Raw genomic sequence first — 21,250 nt, forward strand, 5'->3', positions numbered from 1 at the left:
GAAGGCCGGGACCCAAGTTTGCGTGAGCAGCAGTTAGCCCATCAGCAAGCCGCGTGATTGACGGTCACCACATGCACCGCCAACCCGCCCAGCGAGGTTTCCTTGTACTTCACCTGCATATCCGCCCCGGTCTGGCGCATCGTCTCGATGACGTTGTCCAGGCTGACGAAGTGCGTCCCGTCGCCCTTGAGCGCCAGCGACGCGGCAGTAATCGCCTTGATCGCCCCCATCCCGTTACGCTCGATGCAAGGAATCTGCACCAGCCCGCCGATCGGATCGCACGTCATGCCCAGGTGATGCTCGATCCCGATCTCGGCCGCGTTCTCGATCTGCTCGTTCGTCCCGCCCAGCGCCGCCACCAGGCCGGCCGCCGCCATCGCGCAGGCCACGCCCACCTCGCCCTGGCAACCGATTTCGGCGCCCGAGATCGAGGCGTTCTTCTTGCACAGCATGCCGATCGCCGCGGAAGTCAGCAGGAAATCGCGCACGCCGCGCACCGGGTCGCTCGGATGGCAGTCCTCGGCGTAGTAGCGCAGCACCGCCGGGATGATGCCGGCCGCGCCGTTGGTCGGGGCGGTCACGACACGGCCGCCGGCCGCGTTCTCTTCGTTGACCGCCATCGCGTACAGGGTCACCTGGTGGGTGAAGTCGTGCGGCAGCTCGTTGACGCGCTTGCCTTCGTTGCAGTGCGCCTGCTTCCACAGCTTGGCCGCACGGCGCTTGACGTTCAGGCCGCCCGGCAGCTGGCCTTCGGTGACCAGGCCGTGGGCGATGCAGTCGCGCATCACGCGCCAGATGCGGTCCAGTCCTGCGTCCAGCTCGGCCTCGCCCATGCGCGCCAGCTCGTTCGCACGCAGCATGTGCGGAATCGACAGGCCGCTGCGCTTGCCCTGCTCCAGCAGCTCGCTCATGGTGCTGAACGGGAAAGGCACCTCGACCGCCGGCGCTTCGGCCGAGCGCGACTGGCTCTCGCCCGCCGCCGTGATGAAACCGCCGCCGACCGAATAATAGATGCGCTCGATGACGCTGCCGTCCGCCAGCTTGAGCACGAACTTCATGCCGTTCGGGTGCTCGGGCAAGGTCGAGGCCTTGTGCCAGACCAGGCCCGTATTGTAGGTGAACGGTACTTCCTTCGTGCCCAGCAGCTTGAGCACGCCGTCCAGCTCCGCCTCGGCCAGCTTGTCCTCGACCGAGTCCGGATCGATGCCCTGGGGCGTTTCGCCCATCAGGCCCAGGATCACCGCCTTGTCGGTGGCGTGGCCGACGCCGGTCAGCGCGAGCGAACCATACAGGTGAGCCTCGACGCCGACCGCCTGGTCCAGCGGGCCGCATTCCAGCAGAAAGCGGCGCGCCGCCACCATCGGGCCCACGGTGTGGGAGCTCGACGGGCCGATACCGATCTTGAACAGATCAAATACGCTCATGTCCATCTGTTGTCTCTTTATGTCGTTTTTTATGATGGTTTGACGATGACGATCAGGCGGTGATGCCGACGTCGATGTTCTTCAGCATGTCGGCGACCATCTCTTCGACGCCGATGCTGGCCTTCCAGCCCCAGTCGCCCTGGGCGCGGCTGTCGTCCAGGCTCTTCGGCCAGGAATCGGCGATCTGCTGGCGGCTGTCCGGCTTGTAGGCGATCTCGAATTCCGGCAGCGCCTTCTTGATGGCGGCAGCCAGTTCGCGCGGGTTGAAGGACACGCCCGCCACATTGTACGAGGAACGGATGACGACCTTCTCGGCCGGCGCGTCCATCAGCTCGATGGTAGCGCGGATCGCGTCCGGCATGTAGATCATCGGCAGCGTGGTTTCCGGACCCAGGAAGCATTCGTAGGTCTCGCCCTTGAGCGCCGAGTGGAAGATGGCGATCGCGTAGTCGGTGGTGCCGCCGCCCGGAGGCGACTTGAAGCTGATGATGCCCGGGTAGCGGATGCTGCGCACGTCCACGCCGTACTTGCTGTGGTAGTACTCGCACAGGCGCTCGCCGGCCAGCTTGCTGATGCCGTAGATCGTGGTCGGGTCCATCACCGTGTACTGGGCGGTGTTCTCGGCCGGGGTGTTCGGGCCGAAGGCGGCGATCGACGAGGGCCAGAAGATCTTCAGCGGCTTGCCGGTTTCGCCACGCTCGCGCGCGACTTCCAGGATGTTCAGCAGGCCGTCCATGTTCAGGGTCCATGCCTTCAGCGGGGCCTTTTCGCCGGTGGCCGACAGCAGCGCCGCCAGCTGGTACACCTGGGTGATGCCTTCGGCGTCGATCAGCGACGCCAGGCGGTCCTTGTCCAGCACGTCGAGCTGGGTGTAGCGCGCCGCGCCGTAGACGTTGTTGGCGCCGATGTCCGAGGCGATCACGTTGTTTTCGCCGTGCTGTTCGGCCAGGGCGGTGACCAGTTCGCTGCCGATCTGACCGTTGGCGCCGATAATGAGGATGCGTTCCATGCTGTTATTCCGATCTCTTGCTGATGACTGTTCTTATTGGTTCTTGATGATGCCCAGCTCGCGGCCGGCCTGCTCGAAGGCGGCCAGCACCTTGTCGAGCTGCTCGCGGGTGTGCGCGGCCGACAGCTGCACGCGCACGCGCGCCTGGCCCATCGGCACCACCGGGTAGAAGAAGCCCGACAGCAGCACGCCCAGCTCGAACATGCGGGCGGCGAATTTCTGGGCCACCGGCGCATCGAACAGCATCACCGGCACCACCGGGTGGGTGCCCGGCTTGATGGTGAAGCCGATGCGCTCGATCTCCTTGCGGAAGTGGGCGGTGTTCTCGTGCAGGCGGTCGCGCAGCTCGGTCGACTTGCTGATGCGGTCCAGGACGGCCAGCGAGGCGCCGGCGATCATCGGGGCCAGGGTGTTGGAGAACAGGTAAGGACGCGACTTCTGGCGCAGGGTCTCGATGACTTCCTTGCGGCCCGAGGTGAAGCCGCCCATCGCGCCGCCCAGGGCCTTACCCAGGGTGCCGGTAATGATGTCGATCTTGCCGATCACGCCGCAGTGCTCGTGGGTGCCGCGGCCCGTCTTGCCCATGAAGCCGGAGGCGTGCGATTCGTCGATCATGGTCAGGGCGCCGTATTTCTCGGCCAGCTCCACGATCTTGTCCAGCTGGGCAATGGTGCCGTCCATCGAGAACACGCCGTCGGTGACGATGATCTTGTGGCGCTTGCCCGCTTCAGTCGCGGCCTGCAGCTGATTTTCCAGGTCGGCCATGTCGTTGTTGGCGTAGCGGTAGCGCGCGGCCTTGCACAGGCGGATGCCGTCGATGATCGAGGCGTGGTTCAGGGCGTCCGAGATGATGGCGTCGTTCTCGTCGAACAGCGGCTCGAACACGCCGCCGTTGGCGTCGAAGGCGGCCGCGTACAGGATCGTGTCTTCGGTGCCGAGGAATTCCGACAGCTTCTGCTCCAGTTCCTTGTGCACGGTCTGGGTGCCGCAGATGAAGCGCACCGACGACAGGCCGTAGCCGTACTTTTCCAAGGCGGCGGCGGCCGCCTTCTGGGTTTCCGGGTCGCCGGACAGGCCCAGGTAGTTATTCGCGCACATGTTGATCAGGGTGCGGCCGTCCTGGGCGACGACTTCGGCGCCCTGGCGCGAGGCCAGCACACGCTCCGGCTTGAACAGGCCCTCGGTTTTCAGCGTGTCGAGTTTTTGCTGGAGGGTGCTGTAAAAGGCTTGATCGCTCATGTGATGCTCTCCTGGTTGGTCCGGCTTGACCGGGTGTTGTCGTATGTTGTACCGTTGACTCGTTCGATCTACAAAACTAGGTTCTTTATCTCGAACGAAAATTCAATATATTGAATCTTACCCCCGGCCAATGAACTTGGCAAGCTACTGTCTATAGGTAATGAATAAAAGTCTAGCAAACAACGCTCCGCCAGAAGTTGGCGCCACGCTACAGCGCCTGCGCCTCGCGCGCGGCCTCACATTGGAGGATCTGTCGCGCATCGCGGGCGTGTCCAAGTCGATGCTGTCCCAGATCGAACGCGAAAAAGCCAATCCCACCATCGCCATCACCTGGCGCCTGGCCAATGCGCTGGGTGTGCAGATTAGCGAATTGCTATCGTCCGAAGTGCGCCAGGCGGAACTGATCCGCGTGGTCGACGCGCACGAGATTCCCACCCTGCCCGGTGCGCATGCCGGTTATTCCCTGCGCATCCTGGGCCCGATGGACCTGGCCGGCAAGTATGAATGGTATGAGCTGACCCTGGCGCCCGGCGGCGCCCTGGCTTCGCAGGCGCATGATCCGGGCACCAACGAGCACCTGAGCGTGGTGGTCGGCAGCGTCGAGCTGGAAGTCGGCGGCGAGAAGAAAAAAATCCGTCACGGCGGCACGGCGCGCTATCCCGCGGACCAGGACCACGTGATCCGGAATCCCGGAAAGACCGAGGCCAAGGCGCTGCTGGTGGTCGTGCATCGCTAGCCCAAGCGCAGGTCAAATGAAAAACGGCTGCCGGATCGCTCCGGCAGCCGTTTTTATTTCGACAACAAGCTTAGTTCGAGCCGCCGACTGCTTTCGGCGCGTCGCCCATCTTCAGCTCGCGCGACAGGAATCCCCAGCGATCGGCCACTTCCTCGATCTGCTTGGTGGTCGGCTTGCCGGCGCCGTGGCCGGCCTTGGTCTCGATGCGGATCAGGATCGGTGCGCCGCCCGCCTGGGCCGCCTGGGCTGCCGCGGCGTACTTGAAGCTGTGCGCCGGCACCACGCGGTCGTCGTGGTCGGCCGTGGTCACCATGGTCGCCGGGTAGCAGGTGCCCGGCTTCAGGTTGTGCAGCGGCGAGTACTTGACCAGCGCCTTGAACTCATCCGGGTTCTCCGACGAGCCGTAGTCCGAGGTCCAGGCCCAGCCGATGGTAAACTTGTGGAAGCGCAGCATGTCCATGACGCCCACCGCCGGCAGCGCGGCGCCGAACAGGTCCGGGCGCTGGGTCATGGCCGCGCCCACCAGCAGGCCGCCGTTGGAACCGCCGCCGATCGCCAGCTTCTGCGGCGAGGTGACCTTGTTCGACACCAGCCACTCGGCCGCGCCGATGAAGTCGTCAAACACGTTCTGCTTCTGCAGCTTGGTGCCGGCCTGGTGCCAGGCTTCGCCGTACTCGCCGCCGCCGCGCAGGTTGGCCACCACATAAACACCGCCCATTTCCATCCAGGCCAGGTTGGCCGGCGAGAAGGCCGGGGTCAGCGAGATGTTGAAGCCGCCGTAGCCGTACAGGTAGGTCGGGTTCGAACCGTCCAGCTTGAGGCCCTTCTTGGACACGATGAACATCGGGACCTTGGTGCCGTCGCGGCTCGTGTAGAACTGCTGGCGGGTCTCGTAGTCGGCCGGGTCGAAGGCGACCTTCGGCTGGCGGAACACGCTGCTCTTGCCGTCCTTGAGGTTCAGGCGGTAGATGGTGGTCGGGGTGGTGTAGCCGGTGAAGGAGAAGAAGGTCTCGGTATCGTCCTTCTTGCCCTGCAGGCCGCCCACCGAGCCGATGCCCGGCAGTGCGATCTCGCGCACGGCCTTGCCCTTCAGGTCGACCACGCGCACGACGCTGCGCGCATCCTTCAGGTATTCGAGCACCAGCTGCTTGTTGACGATGTCGGCGCCCACCAGGGTGTCGCTGGACTCGGCGACGATCTCTTTCCAGTTGCTCTCCGCCGGCTTGCTCACGTCGATGGCGACGATGCGCTTGCGCGGCGCATTGCGGTCGGTGCTGAAGTAGAACACGCTGCCGATGTTGTCGATGAACTCGTAGCCGGCGTCGAAGTTGTCGATCAGGTCCACGACCTTGGAATCGGGCTTGCTCAGGTCCTTGTACGAGACGCGGTACTTCGGCGCGGTGCCCTTGGTGGTGGTGATGACCAGGTAACGGCCGTCGTCGGTGGCCTGGCCGCCGAAGCCCCATTCCTTCTGGTCGGGACGGTCGTACACCAGGGTGTCGGCGCTTTGCGAGGTGCCGATGCGGTGGAAGTACAGCTTCTGGAAGTAGTTCACGTCGGCCAGCTTGGTGGCTTCCTTCGGCTCGTCGTAGCGGCTGTAGAAGAAGCCCTTGCCGTCCTTGGTCCAGGCGGTGCGCGAGAACTTGACCCACTTGATATGGTCGTCGAGGTCCTTGCCGGTCTCGATGTCGCGGACCTTGATCTCGTTCCAGTCCGAGCCGGAGGCCGCGATGCTGTAGGCCAGCAGCTTGCCGTCCGGGCTGACTTCGGCGCCGGCCAGGGCGACGGTGCCGTCGGCGGCCAGGGTGTTCGGGTCGAGCAGCACGCGCGGGGTGTCGCCCAGGCTCTTCTGGGTGTACAGCACCGACTGGTTCTGCAGGCCGTCATTGCGGGTGTAGAAGTAGCGGCCGCCTTCTTTTTCCGGCACGCTGTAGCGCTCGTAGTTCCACAGCTGGGTCAGGCGCTGGCGGATCGCTTCGCGCTGCGGGATCTGCGCCAGGTAGGCCTGGGTCACCTTGTTCTGGGCGTCGACCCAGGACTTGGTCTCGGCGCTGTTCGCGTCTTCGAGCCAGCGGTAGGGATCGGCCACGGTGGTGCCGTGATAGTTGTCGGTCTGGTCGGTCTTCTTCGTTACCGGGTAGGTCAAGGAAGGGCCGGTGGCGGCGCAGGTTTGTGCGAGCGCATTGTGTGCGCCGAAGGCGGCGGCCAGCATGGCGACGAGCGTAGCGTGTCTCAGGTGCATGTTGTTCTCTGTCGGATTGAGATGGGGTATGGCATGTGCCGAGGGGCATCATAACGCGAATCACCGAGCATGCCTACCGCCGGGCCGGCTTTCCACCTGCGATTAGTAAATGTCCATACAGCAGCTGTCGACATCGGCATATTCATCCCCGCCGACAGTGCCGGCAGCCCGGCGCAAGCAGCCGGCACTGCGCTTATGCGGCATCCATACTGCCCAGCAGTCCCGGATTGAAGTCCGCCCTCCCTTCCCTCGCCGCGAGCCAGCGGCCCGCCAGTTCGCGCGCCCTTTGACGATCCGCGGGCGCGAGAGCCGCCGCCAATTGCCGCATGCGCGCCGCCGCCTGCTCGACGGCATGCGCCTCGGCCTGCTCGACCGGGCGCACCTCCGCCGGCTTGCGCGCCGGCGTGCCGGCGCCGGCCCGGGTGAGCGTCGCGGCAGGCAGCCCGGCCCGCGCGGCCAGCCAGAGCCACATGCAAGCCAGCACCAGGTCGCATTCGACGCCGCGCCCGGCCGCGTACATGCTGGCCAGGTTGACCTGCGCCGGCGCATACCCCTGTTCCGCGGCATGGCCGTACCAGTAGACGGCCAGCATGTCGTCGCGGCCCACGCCGTCGCCGCGTGCATGCAGTGCGCCGAGGTTGTTCTGGGCGCTGGCGTCGCCTTGCTGGGCCGCGCGGCGGTACCAGTCGGCGGCGCGCGCGAAGTCCTGGGGCACGCCCTGGCCATTGGCGTACAACAGGCCCAGCGCGAACTGGGCGTTCGCCGCGCCCTGCTCCGCCGCGCGCAGGTAGTAAGCCAGCGCGCGCGGATGGTTGCGCGCCACGCCGAAGCCGCGTCCGCAGCCGCCGGCCAGGATGTGTCCGGCCCGGTACTGGGCCTGGGCGTGGCCGAGGTCGGCGGCGCGCTCGAACCAGGACAGCGCGCGCTCGCGATCGCGCACCGAGCCGCGCCGCTCGGCCAGCAGCTCGCCGAGCGCATATTGCGCATCGCGGTCGCCCTGGTGGGCGGCGCGCTCGAGCCAGTGGCGCGCGCTGACCGGATCGGCGCGCACGCCCTGGCCGTCGGCATAGGCCAGGCCCAGGTGGCGCTGGGCGACCGGGTTCCCGGCCGCGGCCGCGTGCCGAAACCAGTACAAGGCCTGGGAAGGACTGGGATCGACGCCGTGCCCACGCTCGTACATCAGGGCCAGCTGCAGCTGGGCGTGGGGAAAACCCTGCATCGCCGCCTTGCGAAACCAGGCCATCGCGAGCGGATAGCTGACGGCGGCGCCCAGGCCATGCAGGTAGCACTCGCCCAGGTAGCTCTGGGCGCGCGCCATGCCCTGCTCGGCGGCGCGCCAGAACCAGCCGAGCGCGCACTCGTGCGACTGGCGCACGCCGCGCCCGCGCCGGTACAGCAGTCCCAGGTTGTACTGGGCGGAGCGGTCTCCCTGCTCGGCGGCGCGGCGGAACCAGGCGGCGGCCAGCTCCGCGCTGCGCGGCACGCCGCGTCCGTTGTAGTAGAGCGCGCCCAGCTGGCTCTGCGCATAGGCCAGCCCTTGCTCGGCCGCGCGCATCAGCAGATGGGCGGCGTGCTCGGCGTTGCGATCGGCGCGGCCGCCGCCATCAGCGTCCCGATTGCCGCCGTCCACGCTTTCGTCGTCGCGCTCGCCGGCTTTGCCCCGCAGGTACAGCAGGGCCAGGTTGAACTGGGCGTAGGGATTGCCGTCCTGGGCGGATCGGCGGAACCACAGGTAGGTCTCGTAGCCCTCGCGGGCGGCATTCTCGCGGCTCATCCATGTCCCCTTGCGGTGTCGGCGCTATCGCCGGTGGCGGCAGTGTCAGCGCGGCTGGGCGGCCATGGTCCGGGGCCGCAGCGGAAGCGCTGGCCCGCGCAAGCGAGGCCATCCACTTGCTAAAATTGTAAGTAGAGTGGCCGGGTCGGAGTTTGAGTCGGCACAATCGTGCGGACCGCGGCCGTCGCGTTCCGGGTTCGGACACGCAGCGGCCGGGAGGGAATCAGGCGGTGGCGGCGCGCTCGCGCATGGTGGCCGCGTACTTGTCCAGGAAGACGGGAATCTTTGCTGCCGCGACCTTGTTAATCGAGACCAGCAGATCCGGCGCCACACGCTCCAGGCCACAGGTGCGCCCCAGGTGGCGCGCGGCGTGCAGCAGCACTTCGGCGGCGACTTCGGCGTCGGCCTCGGCGCGGTGGGCGGTACCGCGGAACACGATCCCCAGCTGGCGCGAGAGCTGACCCAGCTTGTAGCTCGCCATTCCCGGATACAGCCGGCGCGAGAGCTTGAGCGAGCACACCAGCGCGGCGTGCGAGCAGCTGCGGCCGAGGCGCGCGCCTTCGGCCTTCAGGAACTTTTCGTCGAAGCTGGCGTTGTGCGCCGACAGCACGTCGCCGCCGATGAAGTCGAGCAGTTCCGGCACCACCTGGCGGGCCGACGGGGCGCTGTCGACCATCTCTTGCGTAATGCCGGTCAGGGCGGTGATGAAGGACGGAATGCGCACGCCGCAATTCACCAGCGAGACATAGCGTTCGGTGATCTCGCCGCCGACGATGCGCAGTGCCGCCACCTCGGTGATGCGGTCGCCCATCTCGGGCGACAAACCAGTGGTCTCGAAGTCCAGCATCACGATCGGACGCTCATAGCTACTCATGCTTCATCCCTTACAAATCTATCCAAACTTGCGCTGCGCATCCAGGGCCAGGCCGGCGCCGATACTGCCGAACAGGTCGCCTTCCACGGCGCGCGCATCCGGCACCAGCGCGGCGATATGCCGGCGCAGCAGGCCGACGCCGCTGGAACCGCCGGTAAAGAATACCGTATCGACGTCGCCAGGGGTGACGCCGGCGTCGGCGAACAGCCGGCGCACGGTCGCGCCGACGCTGTCGACCAGGTGGCCGATGGCCGCCTCGAACTCGGCGCGCCCCACGTGCAGCTCCTCGGGCGGCGACAGGCGGTCCAGCGACAGGGCCACCCGCTCGGCGCCCGAGAGCCCGATCTTGGCGGCTTCGACCTGGATCGCCAGCCAGTGCCCGGCCCGGTCCTCGATCAGGTTTTGCAGGCGCGCGATCTTGCGCGGCTCGGCCGCATCGCGCACCAGGTCGGCCAGCTGGGCCTGGCTCTTGCGGGTATAGGCCTGGTTGATCGTGTGCCAGGTCGCCAGGTTGAAATAATAGCTCGATGGCACCGCCGCGCCCGACAGCAAGTGGCTCCCATGGCCCAGCAGGGGCATCACCGTCGCCAGGCTCAGGTATTTGTCGAAGTCGGTGCCGCCGATGTGCACGCCGCCGTTGGCCAGGATGTCCTCGCGCCGGTCGGTGCGCCCTGCGCGTTCGGGTCCCAGGCGCACCAGCGAAAAGTCGGAGGTGCCGCCGCCGATGTCGGCGATCAGGACCAGCTCTTCGCGGTCGATCCCGGCTTCGTAGTCGAAGGCGGCGGCGATCGGTTCGTACTGGAAGCTCACGTCGCGGAAGCCCACCGAGCGCGCCACCTCGGCCAGCGTATCCTCGGCCAGCTTGTCGGCGCCGGCGTCGTCGTCGATGAAGAACACGGGGCGGCCGAACACGGCCTGCTCGAAAGGACGCCCTGCCTGGCGCTCGGCGCGGCGCTTGACCTCGCCGATGAACTGGGCCAGCAGTGCGCGGAACGGCAGCGCCCGCCCGGCGACCTCGGTCTGGCCGTCGATCAGGCTGGTGCCCAGCAGGCTCTTGAGCGAGCGCATCAGGCGGCCTTCGTAGCCTTCCAGGTATTCCGCCAGCGCTTCGCGTCCATAGGTCACGCGCTCATCGTCGGCATTGAAGAACACCACGGACGGGAGGGTCGGCTTGCCGTCCTCGAGGATGAGAAGCGACTCGGCCGCGGTGCGGGATGCGCCGGGGCGTAGCCAGCCGACGGTGGAATTGGACGTGCCGAAGTCAACGCCGCAAGCGTGCGTCATACAAACCTTTGCGTGGGAGGGGGCGGTATCGTAACAGATAACCGGGCTCTTGTATCGTGTGTCGCTGGCGCCCGACAGGCGAAGTAGCGCTATGATTAATCCTGTCAAATCGGCCACGGAGCGGCAATGGAAGCAGGAGGCGGCAGCGGCATGGGCCTGGGCGCCGGCGGCGCAGGTCCGGCCGCGTCCGTGCGCCATGAATGGCTCATGAAGCGCAATTGTTCCTTGAGCCCGCGCCAGGCGCTGCTGGTCTACGCACTCCTGAGCGCGGCCACCCTCGGCATCGCCCTGGTCTTCACCTTGCGCGGCGCCTGGATGGTGCTGGCCTTCGCCCTGGCCGAGAGCGCGGCGGTCGGCGCAGCCCTCCTCTACTACGCCCGCCACGCCCTGGACCAGGAGCGCATCCGCCTGGCCGACGGCTGGCTGCTGGTCGAGCGCCGGGACGGCGCGCGCGTGCTGGAGTCCAGGCTGGACCCGCACCATACCCGCGTCAGCCTGGCCGACCTGGGCATGCGCACCCTGATCGTCCTGGAAGCGCGCGGCGAGCGTGTCGACGTGGGGCGCTATCTCACCCCGCCCGCACGGCAGGAAGTCGTGCACCAACTGCGCCGCGCCTTGCGCCCCGCCTCCCTGTTGTCCTGAGCTACCGCGGGAAACACCTCTCTTCCCTGTAAGCACCCTCTTACATGCGCACGGCAATGCAACCGATATGGTGCGCGGCCGCGATCTTGCATAATTTTCATCACTCAGCGTGATCGAGCCTTGCATTCACGCCAAGACAACAATGAAGAGGAACAGGACAACATGAGTCACACCAAACAAGCCGGCGCCGTCGTGGTGCACGGCGGCGCCGGCGCGTCCGTCGACCACGAGGACGCCTGCGTGCTCGCCGCGCGCCGCGCGCTCGGGCAACTGGAAGTCAATGGCGACGCGCTCGATGCCGCCATCATTGCCGTCACCACGCTCGAAGACGATGGGCGCCTGAATGCCGGCAGCGGCGCCGTGCTGTGCCTGGACGGCGCCACGGTCGAAATGGACGCCTCGATCATGGACACCCGCGGCCGCCTGGGCGCGGTCGCCTGCGTGCAGGACGTGAAGAATCCGGTCCAGCTGGCGCGCGCCATTGCCGATACTCCGCACTGGATGCTGGCCGGCGAAGGCGCCCAGCGCTTCGCGCGCGCCATCGGACTGCCGGAAAGCCTGCCGCTCACCGAACGCCAGCGCGCCGAACACCGCAAGCTGATGGCCCAGATGGCCGGCTCGGTGCCGGTGATGCCCGGCGTCGACAATTCGGTCTTCGGCCGTATCTGGAACTACAACAGCCCCCTCGAATTGCCCGAGGCCAGCGCCTGCGACACCGTGGGCGCGGTGGTGCGCGGCCCGGACGGGCACTTCGCCGTCGCCACCTCGACCGGCGGCTCGGCTCCGTCCCTGCTGGGGCGCGTAGGGGACAGTCCGATCATCGGCAGCGGCTTCTTTGCGGGTCCGGAAGGCGCGGTGGCGGCGACCGGCATCGGCGAGCACATCGTGCGCCATCTGCTGGCGCGCACCGTCTACGGCTGGATCGCGGAAGGGATGCTTCTCGCACAAGCCCTGCAGCGCGGCATCGACCTGTTCGGCAAGGACGTGGCGGTCGGCCTGATCGCGGTCAGCCGCCAGGAGTCGGGCGCCTGCAGCAACCGCGGCATGCCGCAGGCGAGGATGACCCAGCGATGAGCGAACAGCAGAAGAACGGCCACCTGGTCATTATCGGCGGCAGCGAAGACCGCAAGGACGACATGCCGATCCTGAGCCGCTTCGTCGAGCTGTGCGGCGGGGCGGACGCAAGAATCATCGTGATCACAGCCGCCAGCCAGATCGCGGACCACATGTGGAAAATGTACGACGACGCCTTCAGCGCGCTGGGGGTGACGCGTCACAGCCATCTCGAAGTGACCAGCCGGCAGGACGCCAACAGCGCGGACTACGTGCGCCAGATCGCCGAGGCCGACGGCATCTTCATGACCGGCGGCGACCAGAAGCGCCTGCTGGCCCTGATCGGCGGCACCGCGCTGGATCTGGAGATGCACAAGGCGCTGAAGCTTCGCGGCGCCACCATCGGCGGCACCAGCGCGGGCGCCTCCGCCATGTCGGGCCACATGCTGGCCCAGGGCCGGGCCGAGATCCGCCCTGAAAAGGGGGCGGTGAGCCTCGGCGCCGGCCTGGGCTTCCTGCACCGCGTCGTCATCGACCAGCACTTCTCGGAACGCCAGCGCCTGTCGCGCCTGCTGACCGTGGTCGCGCAGAACCCCTACCTGCAGGGGATCGGCATCGACGAGGACACGGCCCTCGTGGTCGAGCGCGGCGTCGGCATCGAGGTCCTGGGGCAAGGCGCGGTCACGGTCGTGGACGGCCGCACCATGATCTCCAACGTCGCCGACATCGCCGATCGCGACACGCCCGAACTGATCGACGTCCGCTTGCACCTGCTGCCGGCGGGCAGCCAATACCGCCTGCCGGGCGGCGACGCGGCCAAGGCCAACAGCCTGCCGGCCCCGCTGCTCGACTTCCTGGAAAACGTCACCAAACGGAACCCGATTTCATGAGAATCAAGGAACGACGCGTCCTGCGCGGCCCCAACCTGTACGCCGCCAGCCCCTGCCTGATGGCGGTCATCGACGACCGGGCCGGTCCCAGACAAGTCTTCGCCGCCCGCCTGCTCGAGCTGCTTCCCGCGCTGCCTGCCGAGGCGGCGGTGCGCCTGGCCGACGACGGCCTTCCCGTCGACGCCCTCGAGGCGGTCGTGATGGAATTGCAGCGTCTCGCAGGCGCACCCGGCGTGTTCAGTCTTAGCCTTCCGGTCCCAAACCAGGCGGGGCGCCGCCGGGTAGTCTGCGGCTACACCATCGAACAGGTCGCCGTCGCCGCGCTGGACGAGGCCATGGCGCTGCTCGATGCGCTGGCTGCCGGCAAGGACTTCGACCTGGACGCGGCCGTCACCAGGCTGCACGGCCTGGCCGAAAGGCACGCGGTCGGGACCAGCACCGCCGCGGTGCTGGCGGCGGCCCAGAGGCGCGGCATCCCGTCGCTGCGCCTGACCGACGAGGCGAACCTGTTCCAGCTCGGCTGGGGCAGCCGCCAGAGACGGCTGCAGGCCACGATCACCGGGGCCACCAATTCGATCGCGGTCGGCATCGCCAGCGACAAGCAGCTGACCAAGGCCCTGCTCGACCAGGCCGGCGTCCCGGTCCCGGGCGGCGACACGGTCACCAGCCTGGAGCAGGCCCAGCGCGTGGCGCGCCGCCTCGGCGGCCCGGTCACGCTCAAGCCGCTGGACGCCAACCAGGGCAAGGGCGTGACCGTCGATTGCCGCACGCTTGAAGACGTGGCGCGCGCCTGGGAGCACGCGCGCCGCTACGGACGCCACGTCATCGTGGAGGAATTCCTGGAGGGCCGCGACTACCGCGTGCTGGTCACCGGCGACAGGATCGCGGCCGCCTCCTGGCGCCGCCCGCCCTGCGTCACGGGGGACGGCCGCTCGACCATCCGCGAACTGGTCGAACTGGAAAACCGCAACCCGGCGCGCGGCGACGGACACACCAATATCCTCACCAGGATTCCGCTCGACGGCCTGGCGCAGGAGACCCTGGCGAGGCAGGGCTTCGATCTCGACACCGTACTGCCGGAAGGCGTCCATGCCGACCTGCGCGGCAACGCCAACCTGTCCACCGGCGGCACCGCCGAGGACGTGACCGACCTGCTGCCCGAGGAGACGCGCGACATCTGCATCCGCGCCGCGCGGACCATCGGCCTGGACGTGGCGGGTATCGACATCGTCTGCCGCGACATCGCCCAGCCGCTGCGCGCGCAGAAAGGCGGAATCATCGAGGTCAACGCGGCGCCCGGCATCCGCATGCACCAGTACCCGAGCCGCGGCACGCCGCGCGACGCGGGCGACGCCATCGCCGAGGCGCTGTTCGGCCAGTGCGACGGCCGCATCCCGGTGGTCGCGGTCACCGGCACCAACGGCAAGACCACCACCAGTCTGCTGATCGGCCACACGGTGCGCATGGCCGGCCTGCGCGACGGCGTGACCACCACCAGTGGCGTCCATGTCCAGGGCCACCTGATGCGCGAAGGCGACTGCACCGGCTACCATTCGGCGCGCAGCGTGCTGTCGGCGCCGGACGTCGACTTCGCCGTATTGGAAACGGCGCGCGGCGGCATCCTCAGGCGCGGCCTGGCCTACGACCGCTGCGACGTGTCGGTGGTGCTGAACGTCTCCGCCGACCACCTCGGCCTGGACGGCATCGACACCATCGAAGACCTGGCCAGGGTCAAGGCGGTGGTGGCCAAGCGGGCCAGGCGCGCGGTGGTGCTCAACGCCGAGGACGAATGGTGCGTGCGGATGGCCGATGAGCTGGAAGACGGCGTCGAGCCGATCTACTTCGCCCTCGACGCCGAGGATCCGGTGCTGCTGCGCCACGTGGAGCATGGCGGGCGCGCGGTCTACCTGCAGGACTCGACCATGGTGCTGGCCAACGGCCTGCGCCACGAGGCGCTGCTGGACGTGCGCGAGATGCCGGTGTCCCTGGACGGCCGCGCGCGCTACAACATCGCCAACGCCATGGCCGCGGCGGCGGCGCTGACGGCCTGCGGCTTCGGCAATGCCGAGATCGCGGACGGCCTGCGCAGCTTCGTTTCGGACAGCAAGCACAATCCGCTGCGCTCGAACCTGTTCGACGTCGACGGCGTGACCGTGATCGTCGACTACGCGCACAATCCGGCCGCCTATGCCGCGCTGGCGGAGACCGCCCGTGCCATGACGCCGGGCCGATTGGTGGGTGTCGTGGCGGCGCCCGGCGACCGCCGCGACGCCGACCTGGTCGACGTGGGCCAGACCTGCGCTGCCGGCTTCGACGAACTGGTGATCTACGAGACGGAAAACCGCGGACGCCCTGACGGCGAGACCGCCGCCATGCTGGCGCGCGGCGCCCGCCTCGGGCGCATCGACAGCGAGCGAATGCGCATCGAGCTCGACGTGCACAGCGCGATCCGCCTCGGCCTGAGCCTGTGCGAACCGGGCGATGTCCTGGTGTTCGGCTGCGGCTCCTCGATCTCGGAACTGACCGAGGCGCTGCGTCCTACCCGGCCGGATCTCGCGGAGCGGATCGAGGCGGCGGCTATCTGAGCCAAGCCACCCAATAAAGAAGGGCTCCTCGCGGAGCCCTTTTCTTTTTGCCTCTCGCGGGGCGCTTACACCTGCGCCGCGATCAGGTCCGCACTCTCCGGATCGTCGACCCGGATCGCTTCGATGAATACCTGCAACGAGGAACCGCAGGCGAACACCAGCACGTCGCCCGGCTGGCACAAGCTCAGGCCCAGGCGGATCGCCTTGCCCACCTCGATTTCGCGGTGCAAGGTATCGCTCATGCCGATCGCCTCTTCCGCGCCCCCCAATATCAGGTCGACGGCGTCGCCCACCGGACGGCCGCGGCTTTGCGACTCGTACACCACCAGCTCGTCGAAACGCTCGCCGCAGACCACGCCGATCTCGTGCAGATCCTCGTCGCGGCGGTCGCCCGGAGCGGTGACGATGCCCACCAGCTGGCGCGGCAGCATGGCGCGCGCCATCTCGGCCATCGCCGCGTAGGCGGCGGCGTTGTGGGCGTAGTCGACGATCACGGTCACGCCGCGCACGTCGAACATATTGGTGCGCAGCGGATTGGTGCGGCCGTTGGACTCGAAGGTCGACAGGCCGGTGGCGATCTCCAGGTGCGACAGGCCCGACGCCATCAGGGCCGCGGCCGCCGCCAGGCAGTTCGCGATGTTGAAGCGCGCGCTGCCGTTGAAGGTGACCGGCATGCTCTCGATCTTCACCAGGGCCTGGTGGCGGCTGCCGTCCGCCACCACCAGGGCGCCGTCCTGGGCGTACACGCCGCGCCCGCCGTCTTCCAGGTGCTTGAGCAGCACCGGATTCTCCGCATCCATCGAGAAGAAGATGATCTCGGCGCCCGGCTTGACCCGGCGCGCCATGGCCACGCACAGGGCGTCCTCGGCATTCAGTACCGCCGCCCTGGACGCCGACAGCGCGACCACCGCCTTGACCTGGGCCAGGTCCTCGATCGTGTCGATCCCGTCCAGCCCGAGGTGGTCGGCAGCCACGTTCAGCACCACGCCCACGTCGCAGCGGTCGAAGGCCAGGCCGCGCTTGAGCAGGCCGCCGCGCGCCGTCTCCAGCACCGCGAACTCGACATCCGGCGCCGACAGCACGGTGCGCGCCGACCAGTAGCCGGTGCAGTCGCCCTTGACGATCTGCTTGCCGTCGATGAACACGCCCTCGGTGGTGGTCACGCCCGTCACCAGGCCGGCCATGCGCACCGTGTGCGCAATCAGCAAGGTGGTGGTGGTCTTGCCGTTGGTGCCGGTCACGGCCACCAGCGGGATGCGGCCGTCGGAACTGCCCATCAGGCCTTCGACGATGGCGTCGCCGGCGTCGCGCGGCGTGCCGCTGGACGGGTACTGGTGCATACGGATGCCCGGCGCCGCGTTGACCTCGATCACCGCCCCGCCCTGCGCCGCCAGCGGTTGGGAGATATCGCGGCAGACGATGTCGATGCCCGCCACGTCCAGGCCGATCTTGGCGGCCGCGCGCACGCACAGGGCGCGCGTGGATTCGGGCAGCAGGTCGGTCACGTCTTCCGCGGTGCCGCCGGTGGACAGGTTGGCGTTGCCGCGCAGCTCGGCCGTCACGCCGGCCGCCGGCACCGAGTCGAATGTGAATCCCTGGCGCGCCAGCATGTCGGCCGCGTGTTCGTCGAGGGCGATCTGGGTCAGGATATTCGTGTGGCCCTCGCCGCGCGCCGGATTGCGGTTCTCGAGCTCGACCAGCTCGCGCACCGTCAGGCGGCCGTCGCCGACCACATGGGCGGGACGGCGGCAGGACGCGGCCGCGACACGGCCGCCCGCCACCAGCACGCGGTAATCGCGGCCCTCGACGTGGCGCTCGACGATGATCTGGCGGCCGTACTGGCGCGCGAACTCGAAAGCCGCGGCCACGTCGTCCGGCGTGCGGCAGTCCACCGTCACGCCCTTGCCCTGGTTGGCGTCGAGCGGCTTGACGGTCACCGGGACCTTGAGGCGCGCGGCGACGCGCTGGGCGGCCGCGAGCGTGGTGACGGTCTCGCCCTCCGGCACCGGTACGCCGGCTTCCTTGAGCAGGACCTTGGTCAGCTGCTTGTCGCTGGCGATCTTCACCGCGATGAAGCTGGTGTCGCCGGTGGTGGTGGCGCGCAGGCGCTTCTGCTTCACGCCCCAGCCGAGCAGGAACAGGTTCGCTTCCTCGGTGATGCGCTGGGTCGGAATGCCGCGCTCGTGGGCCGCGGCCAGCACCGCCGCGGTGCTGGTGCCGATGGCGTAGCGCTCGGCGATGTCGTGCAGTTCTTCGAGGCGCGGCGCGATGTCGAAGTCCTCGCCACGGGCCAGCGCGGTGACCAGGTCGACCGCGAGCTGGAAGGCCGGCTGGGCCAGTTTTTCGCACTGGTAGGCGCACACGATGCGGAATTGGCCCGGGTGGCCGGCCACGGGGCGCGTGCGGCCATAGCTGGCCGGCGCGCCGGCCTGGGTCTGCAGGTCGAGCGTGACATGCTCGACCACCCGTCCGAGATAAGTGCCTTCGCGCAGGCGCTGGGCGAAGCCGCCGGGCTGGCCGGTCGGCAGGAGCTGCCCGTGCAGCGAAGGCAGCAAGTCCAGCAAGGCTTCGTTAAAGCTTGGCAGGTCGCGGGTGGAGCGGCCATACAGGTCTTCCAGGTCGATCACGGAGAGCAGGCAAGGCGAATCGGCGTGCACGTTCGGGCCACGCAAAAAACGTTGTTCGAGGATTTGCACCGGTGGTTCCTTGTAAAATCTCAATACGTTCAATCGCAGAAAGGGCGCCCACGGGACGCCCTTTCCAAATGCAGCCGGACGACTCAGGCGTCGAATAGCTGCGTGTACATGCGGGTGGCCATCAGGCCCGCCGCGGTGTGGTGCACCTCGGGCGACATCAGCCCGGCGAGCAGGTCCATCGCTTCCTGCTTGCCGCTGGCCGCCGCCACTTGCTGCTCCAGCAGGCGCAGCTCGTTGTCCGGCTCTTCCAGGCGCGGGTGACGGCGGATCAGCCCGCGCTCCGGGAAGGCGATGCCGCGCTCGGCATGCTGGCCCAGGGTGTCGAGGGTACGCTGGCGCGCCCGGTGGGTCAGCACGCGCGGCGCCGCCGCCATATTGCGTCCCGCCCCGGCATCGGGCGAGCTCATGATCCAGTCGCGCAGCACCTGCTGCTCATAGGCGTTGAAGACGCCGAACATCTCGGCGCGCTCGCCGTGGATCAGGCGCCAGAAACGGCTGTTTTCCGGGTCCTCGCCGCGCTTGATCCAGCCGGCCTTCTCGAGCGCCGCCAGGAAGTCGGGGATGCGGCCGGGCTCGGCCAGCCAATCGTTGACCGAGCGGCCGGCGACGCGGCAGTAGTCGGAGTGCATGTTCTTGCCGACCTTGCTCTTCGCCGCCAGGATGCTGACCAGTTCGGCCTGCAGGTCGAACTCGGAAATCACCGAGATGGTGCTCGCGCCCAAGTCGTTCAGGCGGTAGCCGTCCAGCACGCGGCGGTAGAAGGCCTCCCGGTCGCCGACGCGCGGCATCAGGTCGGCCAGGGCCTGGGCTGCCTTGCGGGCATGGCCGCTGGCGGCGTTGTCGACCGTGACGTGCAGGGTGAAATAATAGGGATCGATGCCCAGCTCGTTCAGCTCGTAGGAGGTGATCAAGAGGTGCAGCGGCAGTTGCTCGTAGCCGAGGTTGTAGCCGATGACTTCGGGCAGGAAGCGGTCGGCGTGGTGGCCCAGCACCAGCTGGATCGCGCCCTGCAGGAAGTGTTCGTCGTCCAGCTGTTCCCAGTCTTCGCAGCCATGGGTCGCCAGCAGCTTGCGGTAGATGGTGACGTGGTTCTTGTCAGGCACGCCCTCGCCCAGCTCCTCGAGATAGGTCTTGATCAGGTGGTGATAGGCCTGGTTGTCCCATTGGCGCAGCAGGCCGTAGAGCCAGGCGCCGTCGACCAGCTTGGTCGGCGCGGCGCCCTTGATGAAATACAGCGCATGGGAGCGGCAATGAAAATAGCGGCGCGGGGCGCCCGCCTTGCGCGCGGCCAGGTAGTCGCGGTACTGGGCGCCGACGGCATCGGTGCGTTGCTCGATCCAGGCCGGCAGCTCGTGGATGCTCGCGGGAAGGTCGGCAGGCAGCCTGGACGCCACTGCGATCTGCTCGCGCAGGAAGTCCTGGGCTTGCTCGGGCATCGATGCGGGGTCCGCGTACAGCGAGAAATACACCTTCTTCGCCTCTCCAGCCACGCCCGCCTCTTGTGGAGCGGCGCTGGCCGGCGCTTCGGCTAACAGCATGTGATTCATGGGTGCTCGACGATTCTAATTGGTCTTGACGACGATGCACCCATTATCCGGACTGGTCATTTGTACGAGAATCGGTAGGCGCGCTGCGAAGATGTAAGAAAGGGATTACAAAAAAATAACAAATTGTCATCCCCGCCGACACTCACTCGCCCTGCTGGCCGACGCCGCGCCGCGCGTCGGCGCCTTCCGGGTCGCCCTTGGCGATCGCTTCCTCGACCTGGGCCTCCTGCTTGTCGACCGTCTGCGGCGGCAGCGGAGGAATATTCGGATCGGCCATCACTTCGAGGACGAAGGGCCGGCCCGCCTTCAGCGCCCGGTCCCGGGCGGGCCCCAGGGCGTCCGGATCGTCGACGCGCTCGCCTTCGAGGCCGAGCATGCGCGCGAAGGCCGCGTAGGAAAAGTCGGGCAGCTCCTGCGAGGCCGCGAACTTGGGTTCGCCCTGCATCCCGCGCTGTTCCCAGGTCACGAAGTTGAGGTCGCGGTTGTTGAGCACGAGGACCACAAAGCAGGGATGGTCCCAGCGTCCGCAATGGCGCGCGACCGTCATCAGGCAATTGATGCCGTTCATCTGCATCGCGCCATCGCCGGCCAGGGCGATCACCGGGCGACCGGGATGCGCCATCTTGGCCGCGAAGGCATACGGCAGCGCCGAGCCCATCGTGGCCAGGCCGCCCGACAGCGAGGCCATCATGCCTTCCTTCACCTGCAGGTGCAGTGCGTACCAGGCGGCGACCGAGCCGGAATCGCCCGCCAGGATCGCGTCATCCGGCAGGCGTGCCGACAGCTCGCTGAAGGCGCGCTGCGGATTGACCGGTTTCCCCGGCCGCCGCGCCCGCTCGTCCAGCCGGGCGCGGCTCTCGCGCACGCTGCTGCTGGCCGACGATGGCCACCACCGGCTGGTGGTCGAGCTTGGCGTCGTAGAGACCGTTCAGGAGGTGGATGGCGCCGGGCCCGGACGTCGCCAGGCAGACGCCCGCCTCGTCCGTGAACTTGGCGTGGCCGCAGGCCATGAAGGCGGCCATCTCTTCATGCCGGGTCTGGACGAACTCGATGCGGTCCTGGCGGCCGAAGGCGCCCAGGATGCCGTTGATGCCGTCGCCGGGATAGCCGTAGATGCGGCGCACGCCCCAGCGCGCCAGCCGCTCAAGAAGAAAATCGCCGCAAGTGGCCATCCCGCCCTCCGTCCGTGCGCACCATGTGAAGCAGCACTCTAGGAGAAAGATCGAAGGCGGACTGTGCGCAAACGCGCACAAGC

The 21,250-nt window shown here is 67.9% G+C and carries 14 protein-coding genes and 1 pseudogene; 5 read left to right on the plus strand and 10 right to left on the minus strand.

From position 1 onward, the window contains the following. Positions 1–41: 41 nt before the first annotated feature. From KBW95_RS09415 to KBW95_RS09425, 3 genes are read right to left on the minus strand one after another with little or no spacing between them, the layout of a single operon-like run. Entirely contained in the window at positions 42–1,430 is a 1,389-nt protein-coding gene (locus KBW95_RS09415; RefSeq protein WP_211528105.1) for an L-serine ammonia-lyase, read from the minus strand. 46 nt (positions 1,431–1,476) lie between these two features. Then, positions 1,477–2,433, minus strand: a complete 957-nt coding sequence (locus KBW95_RS09420; protein ID WP_211528106.1) for an NAD-dependent epimerase/dehydratase family protein — start codon at positions 2,431–2,433, stop codon at positions 1,477–1,479. Positions 2,434–2,466: 33 nt separating this feature from the next. Continuing rightward, positions 2,467–3,672 (minus strand): glycine C-acetyltransferase, encoded by a 1,206-nt coding sequence (locus KBW95_RS09425; RefSeq protein ID WP_211522722.1) that lies wholly within the window; start codon positions 3,670–3,672, stop codon positions 2,467–2,469. Positions 3,673–3,832: 160 nt separating this feature from the next. Between KBW95_RS09425 and KBW95_RS09430 the strand changes: the two genes are divergently transcribed. Beyond that, on the plus strand, positions 3,833–4,408 hold the full coding sequence (locus KBW95_RS09430; RefSeq protein WP_211522721.1) for a helix-turn-helix domain-containing protein: 576 nt from the start codon (positions 3,833–3,835) through the stop codon (positions 4,406–4,408). Positions 4,409–4,478: 70 nt separating this feature from the next. On the opposite strand, the gene KBW95_RS09435 is transcribed toward KBW95_RS09430, so the two are convergent. From KBW95_RS09435 to KBW95_RS09450, 4 genes are all read right to left on the minus strand, one after another. After that, positions 4,479–6,650, minus strand: coding sequence for a prolyl oligopeptidase family protein (locus KBW95_RS09435; RefSeq protein ID WP_211528107.1), 2,172 nt, complete (start codon positions 6,648–6,650; stop codon positions 4,479–4,481). Positions 6,651–6,843: 193 nt separating this feature from the next. After that, positions 6,844–8,424: a tetratricopeptide repeat protein gene (locus tag KBW95_RS09440; RefSeq protein WP_211528108.1), complete on the minus strand. Its 1,581-nt coding sequence runs from the start codon at positions 8,422–8,424 to the stop codon at positions 6,844–6,846. A gap of 223 nt (positions 8,425–8,647) precedes the next feature. Further along, entirely contained in the window at positions 8,648–9,298 is a 651-nt protein-coding gene (locus KBW95_RS09445) for a PolC-type DNA polymerase III (RefSeq protein ID WP_211528109.1), read from the minus strand. An 18-nt stretch (positions 9,299–9,316) separates the two neighbouring features. Next, positions 9,317–10,582 (minus strand): Hsp70 family protein, encoded by a 1,266-nt coding sequence (locus tag KBW95_RS09450; protein WP_211528110.1) that lies wholly within the window; start codon positions 10,580–10,582, stop codon positions 9,317–9,319. Between the two features lie 126 nt (positions 10,583–10,708). On the opposite strand from KBW95_RS09450, the gene KBW95_RS09455 reads away from it, so the two are divergent. The 4 genes from KBW95_RS09455 (at position 10,709) to cphA (KBW95_RS09470) (ending at position 15,752) form a co-directional block, all read left to right on the plus strand. Then, positions 10,709–11,224, plus strand: a complete 516-nt coding sequence (locus KBW95_RS09455; RefSeq protein ID WP_211522716.1) for a DUF2244 domain-containing protein — start codon at positions 10,709–10,711, stop codon at positions 11,222–11,224. Positions 11,225–11,386: 162 nt separating this feature from the next. Further along, positions 11,387–12,298, plus strand: coding sequence for an isoaspartyl peptidase/L-asparaginase (locus KBW95_RS09460; RefSeq protein WP_211522715.1), 912 nt, complete (start codon positions 11,387–11,389; stop codon positions 12,296–12,298). Further along, the gene (locus tag KBW95_RS09465) at positions 12,295–13,167 is read left to right on the plus strand and encodes a cyanophycinase (RefSeq protein WP_211522714.1); all 873 of its coding nucleotides are present in this window, start codon (positions 12,295–12,297) and stop codon (positions 13,165–13,167) included. Before KBW95_RS09460 ends, KBW95_RS09465 begins: the two co-directional genes overlap by 4 nt. Then, positions 13,164–15,752 carry a cyanophycin synthetase gene (gene cphA / locus KBW95_RS09470; RefSeq protein WP_211528111.1) on the plus strand — a complete coding sequence of 863 codons (2,589 nt, stop codon included), beginning with the start codon at positions 13,164–13,166 and terminating at the stop codon, positions 15,750–15,752. Before KBW95_RS09465 ends, cphA (KBW95_RS09470) begins: the two co-directional genes overlap by 4 nt. Before the next feature lie 65 nt (positions 15,753–15,817). Here cphA (KBW95_RS09470) and cphA (KBW95_RS09475) read toward each other — a convergent pair whose 3' ends face one another. The 3 genes and pseudogenes from cphA (KBW95_RS09475) to KBW95_RS09485 all read right to left on the minus strand — a co-directional run bounded on the left by cphA (KBW95_RS09475) (position 15,818) and on the right by KBW95_RS09485 (position 21,167). Further along, the gene (gene cphA, locus KBW95_RS09475; protein ID WP_211522712.1) at positions 15,818–18,448 is read right to left on the minus strand and encodes a cyanophycin synthetase; all 2,631 of its coding nucleotides are present in this window, start codon (positions 18,446–18,448) and stop codon (positions 15,818–15,820) included. 83 nt (positions 18,449–18,531) lie between these two features. Beyond that, positions 18,532–19,995: an iron-containing redox enzyme family protein gene (locus tag KBW95_RS09480; RefSeq protein ID WP_211522711.1), complete on the minus strand. Its 1,464-nt coding sequence runs from the start codon at positions 19,993–19,995 to the stop codon at positions 18,532–18,534. Positions 19,996–20,137: 142 nt separating this feature from the next. Beyond that, positions 20,138–21,167, minus strand: a pseudogene (locus KBW95_RS09485) (thiamine pyrophosphate-binding protein). Positions 21,168–21,250: the final 83 nt, after the last annotated feature.

The sequence above is a fragment of the Massilia sp. ZL223 genome (assembly GCF_018119395.1).
Taxonomy (GTDB): Bacteria; Pseudomonadota; Gammaproteobacteria; order Burkholderiales; family Burkholderiaceae_D; genus Telluria.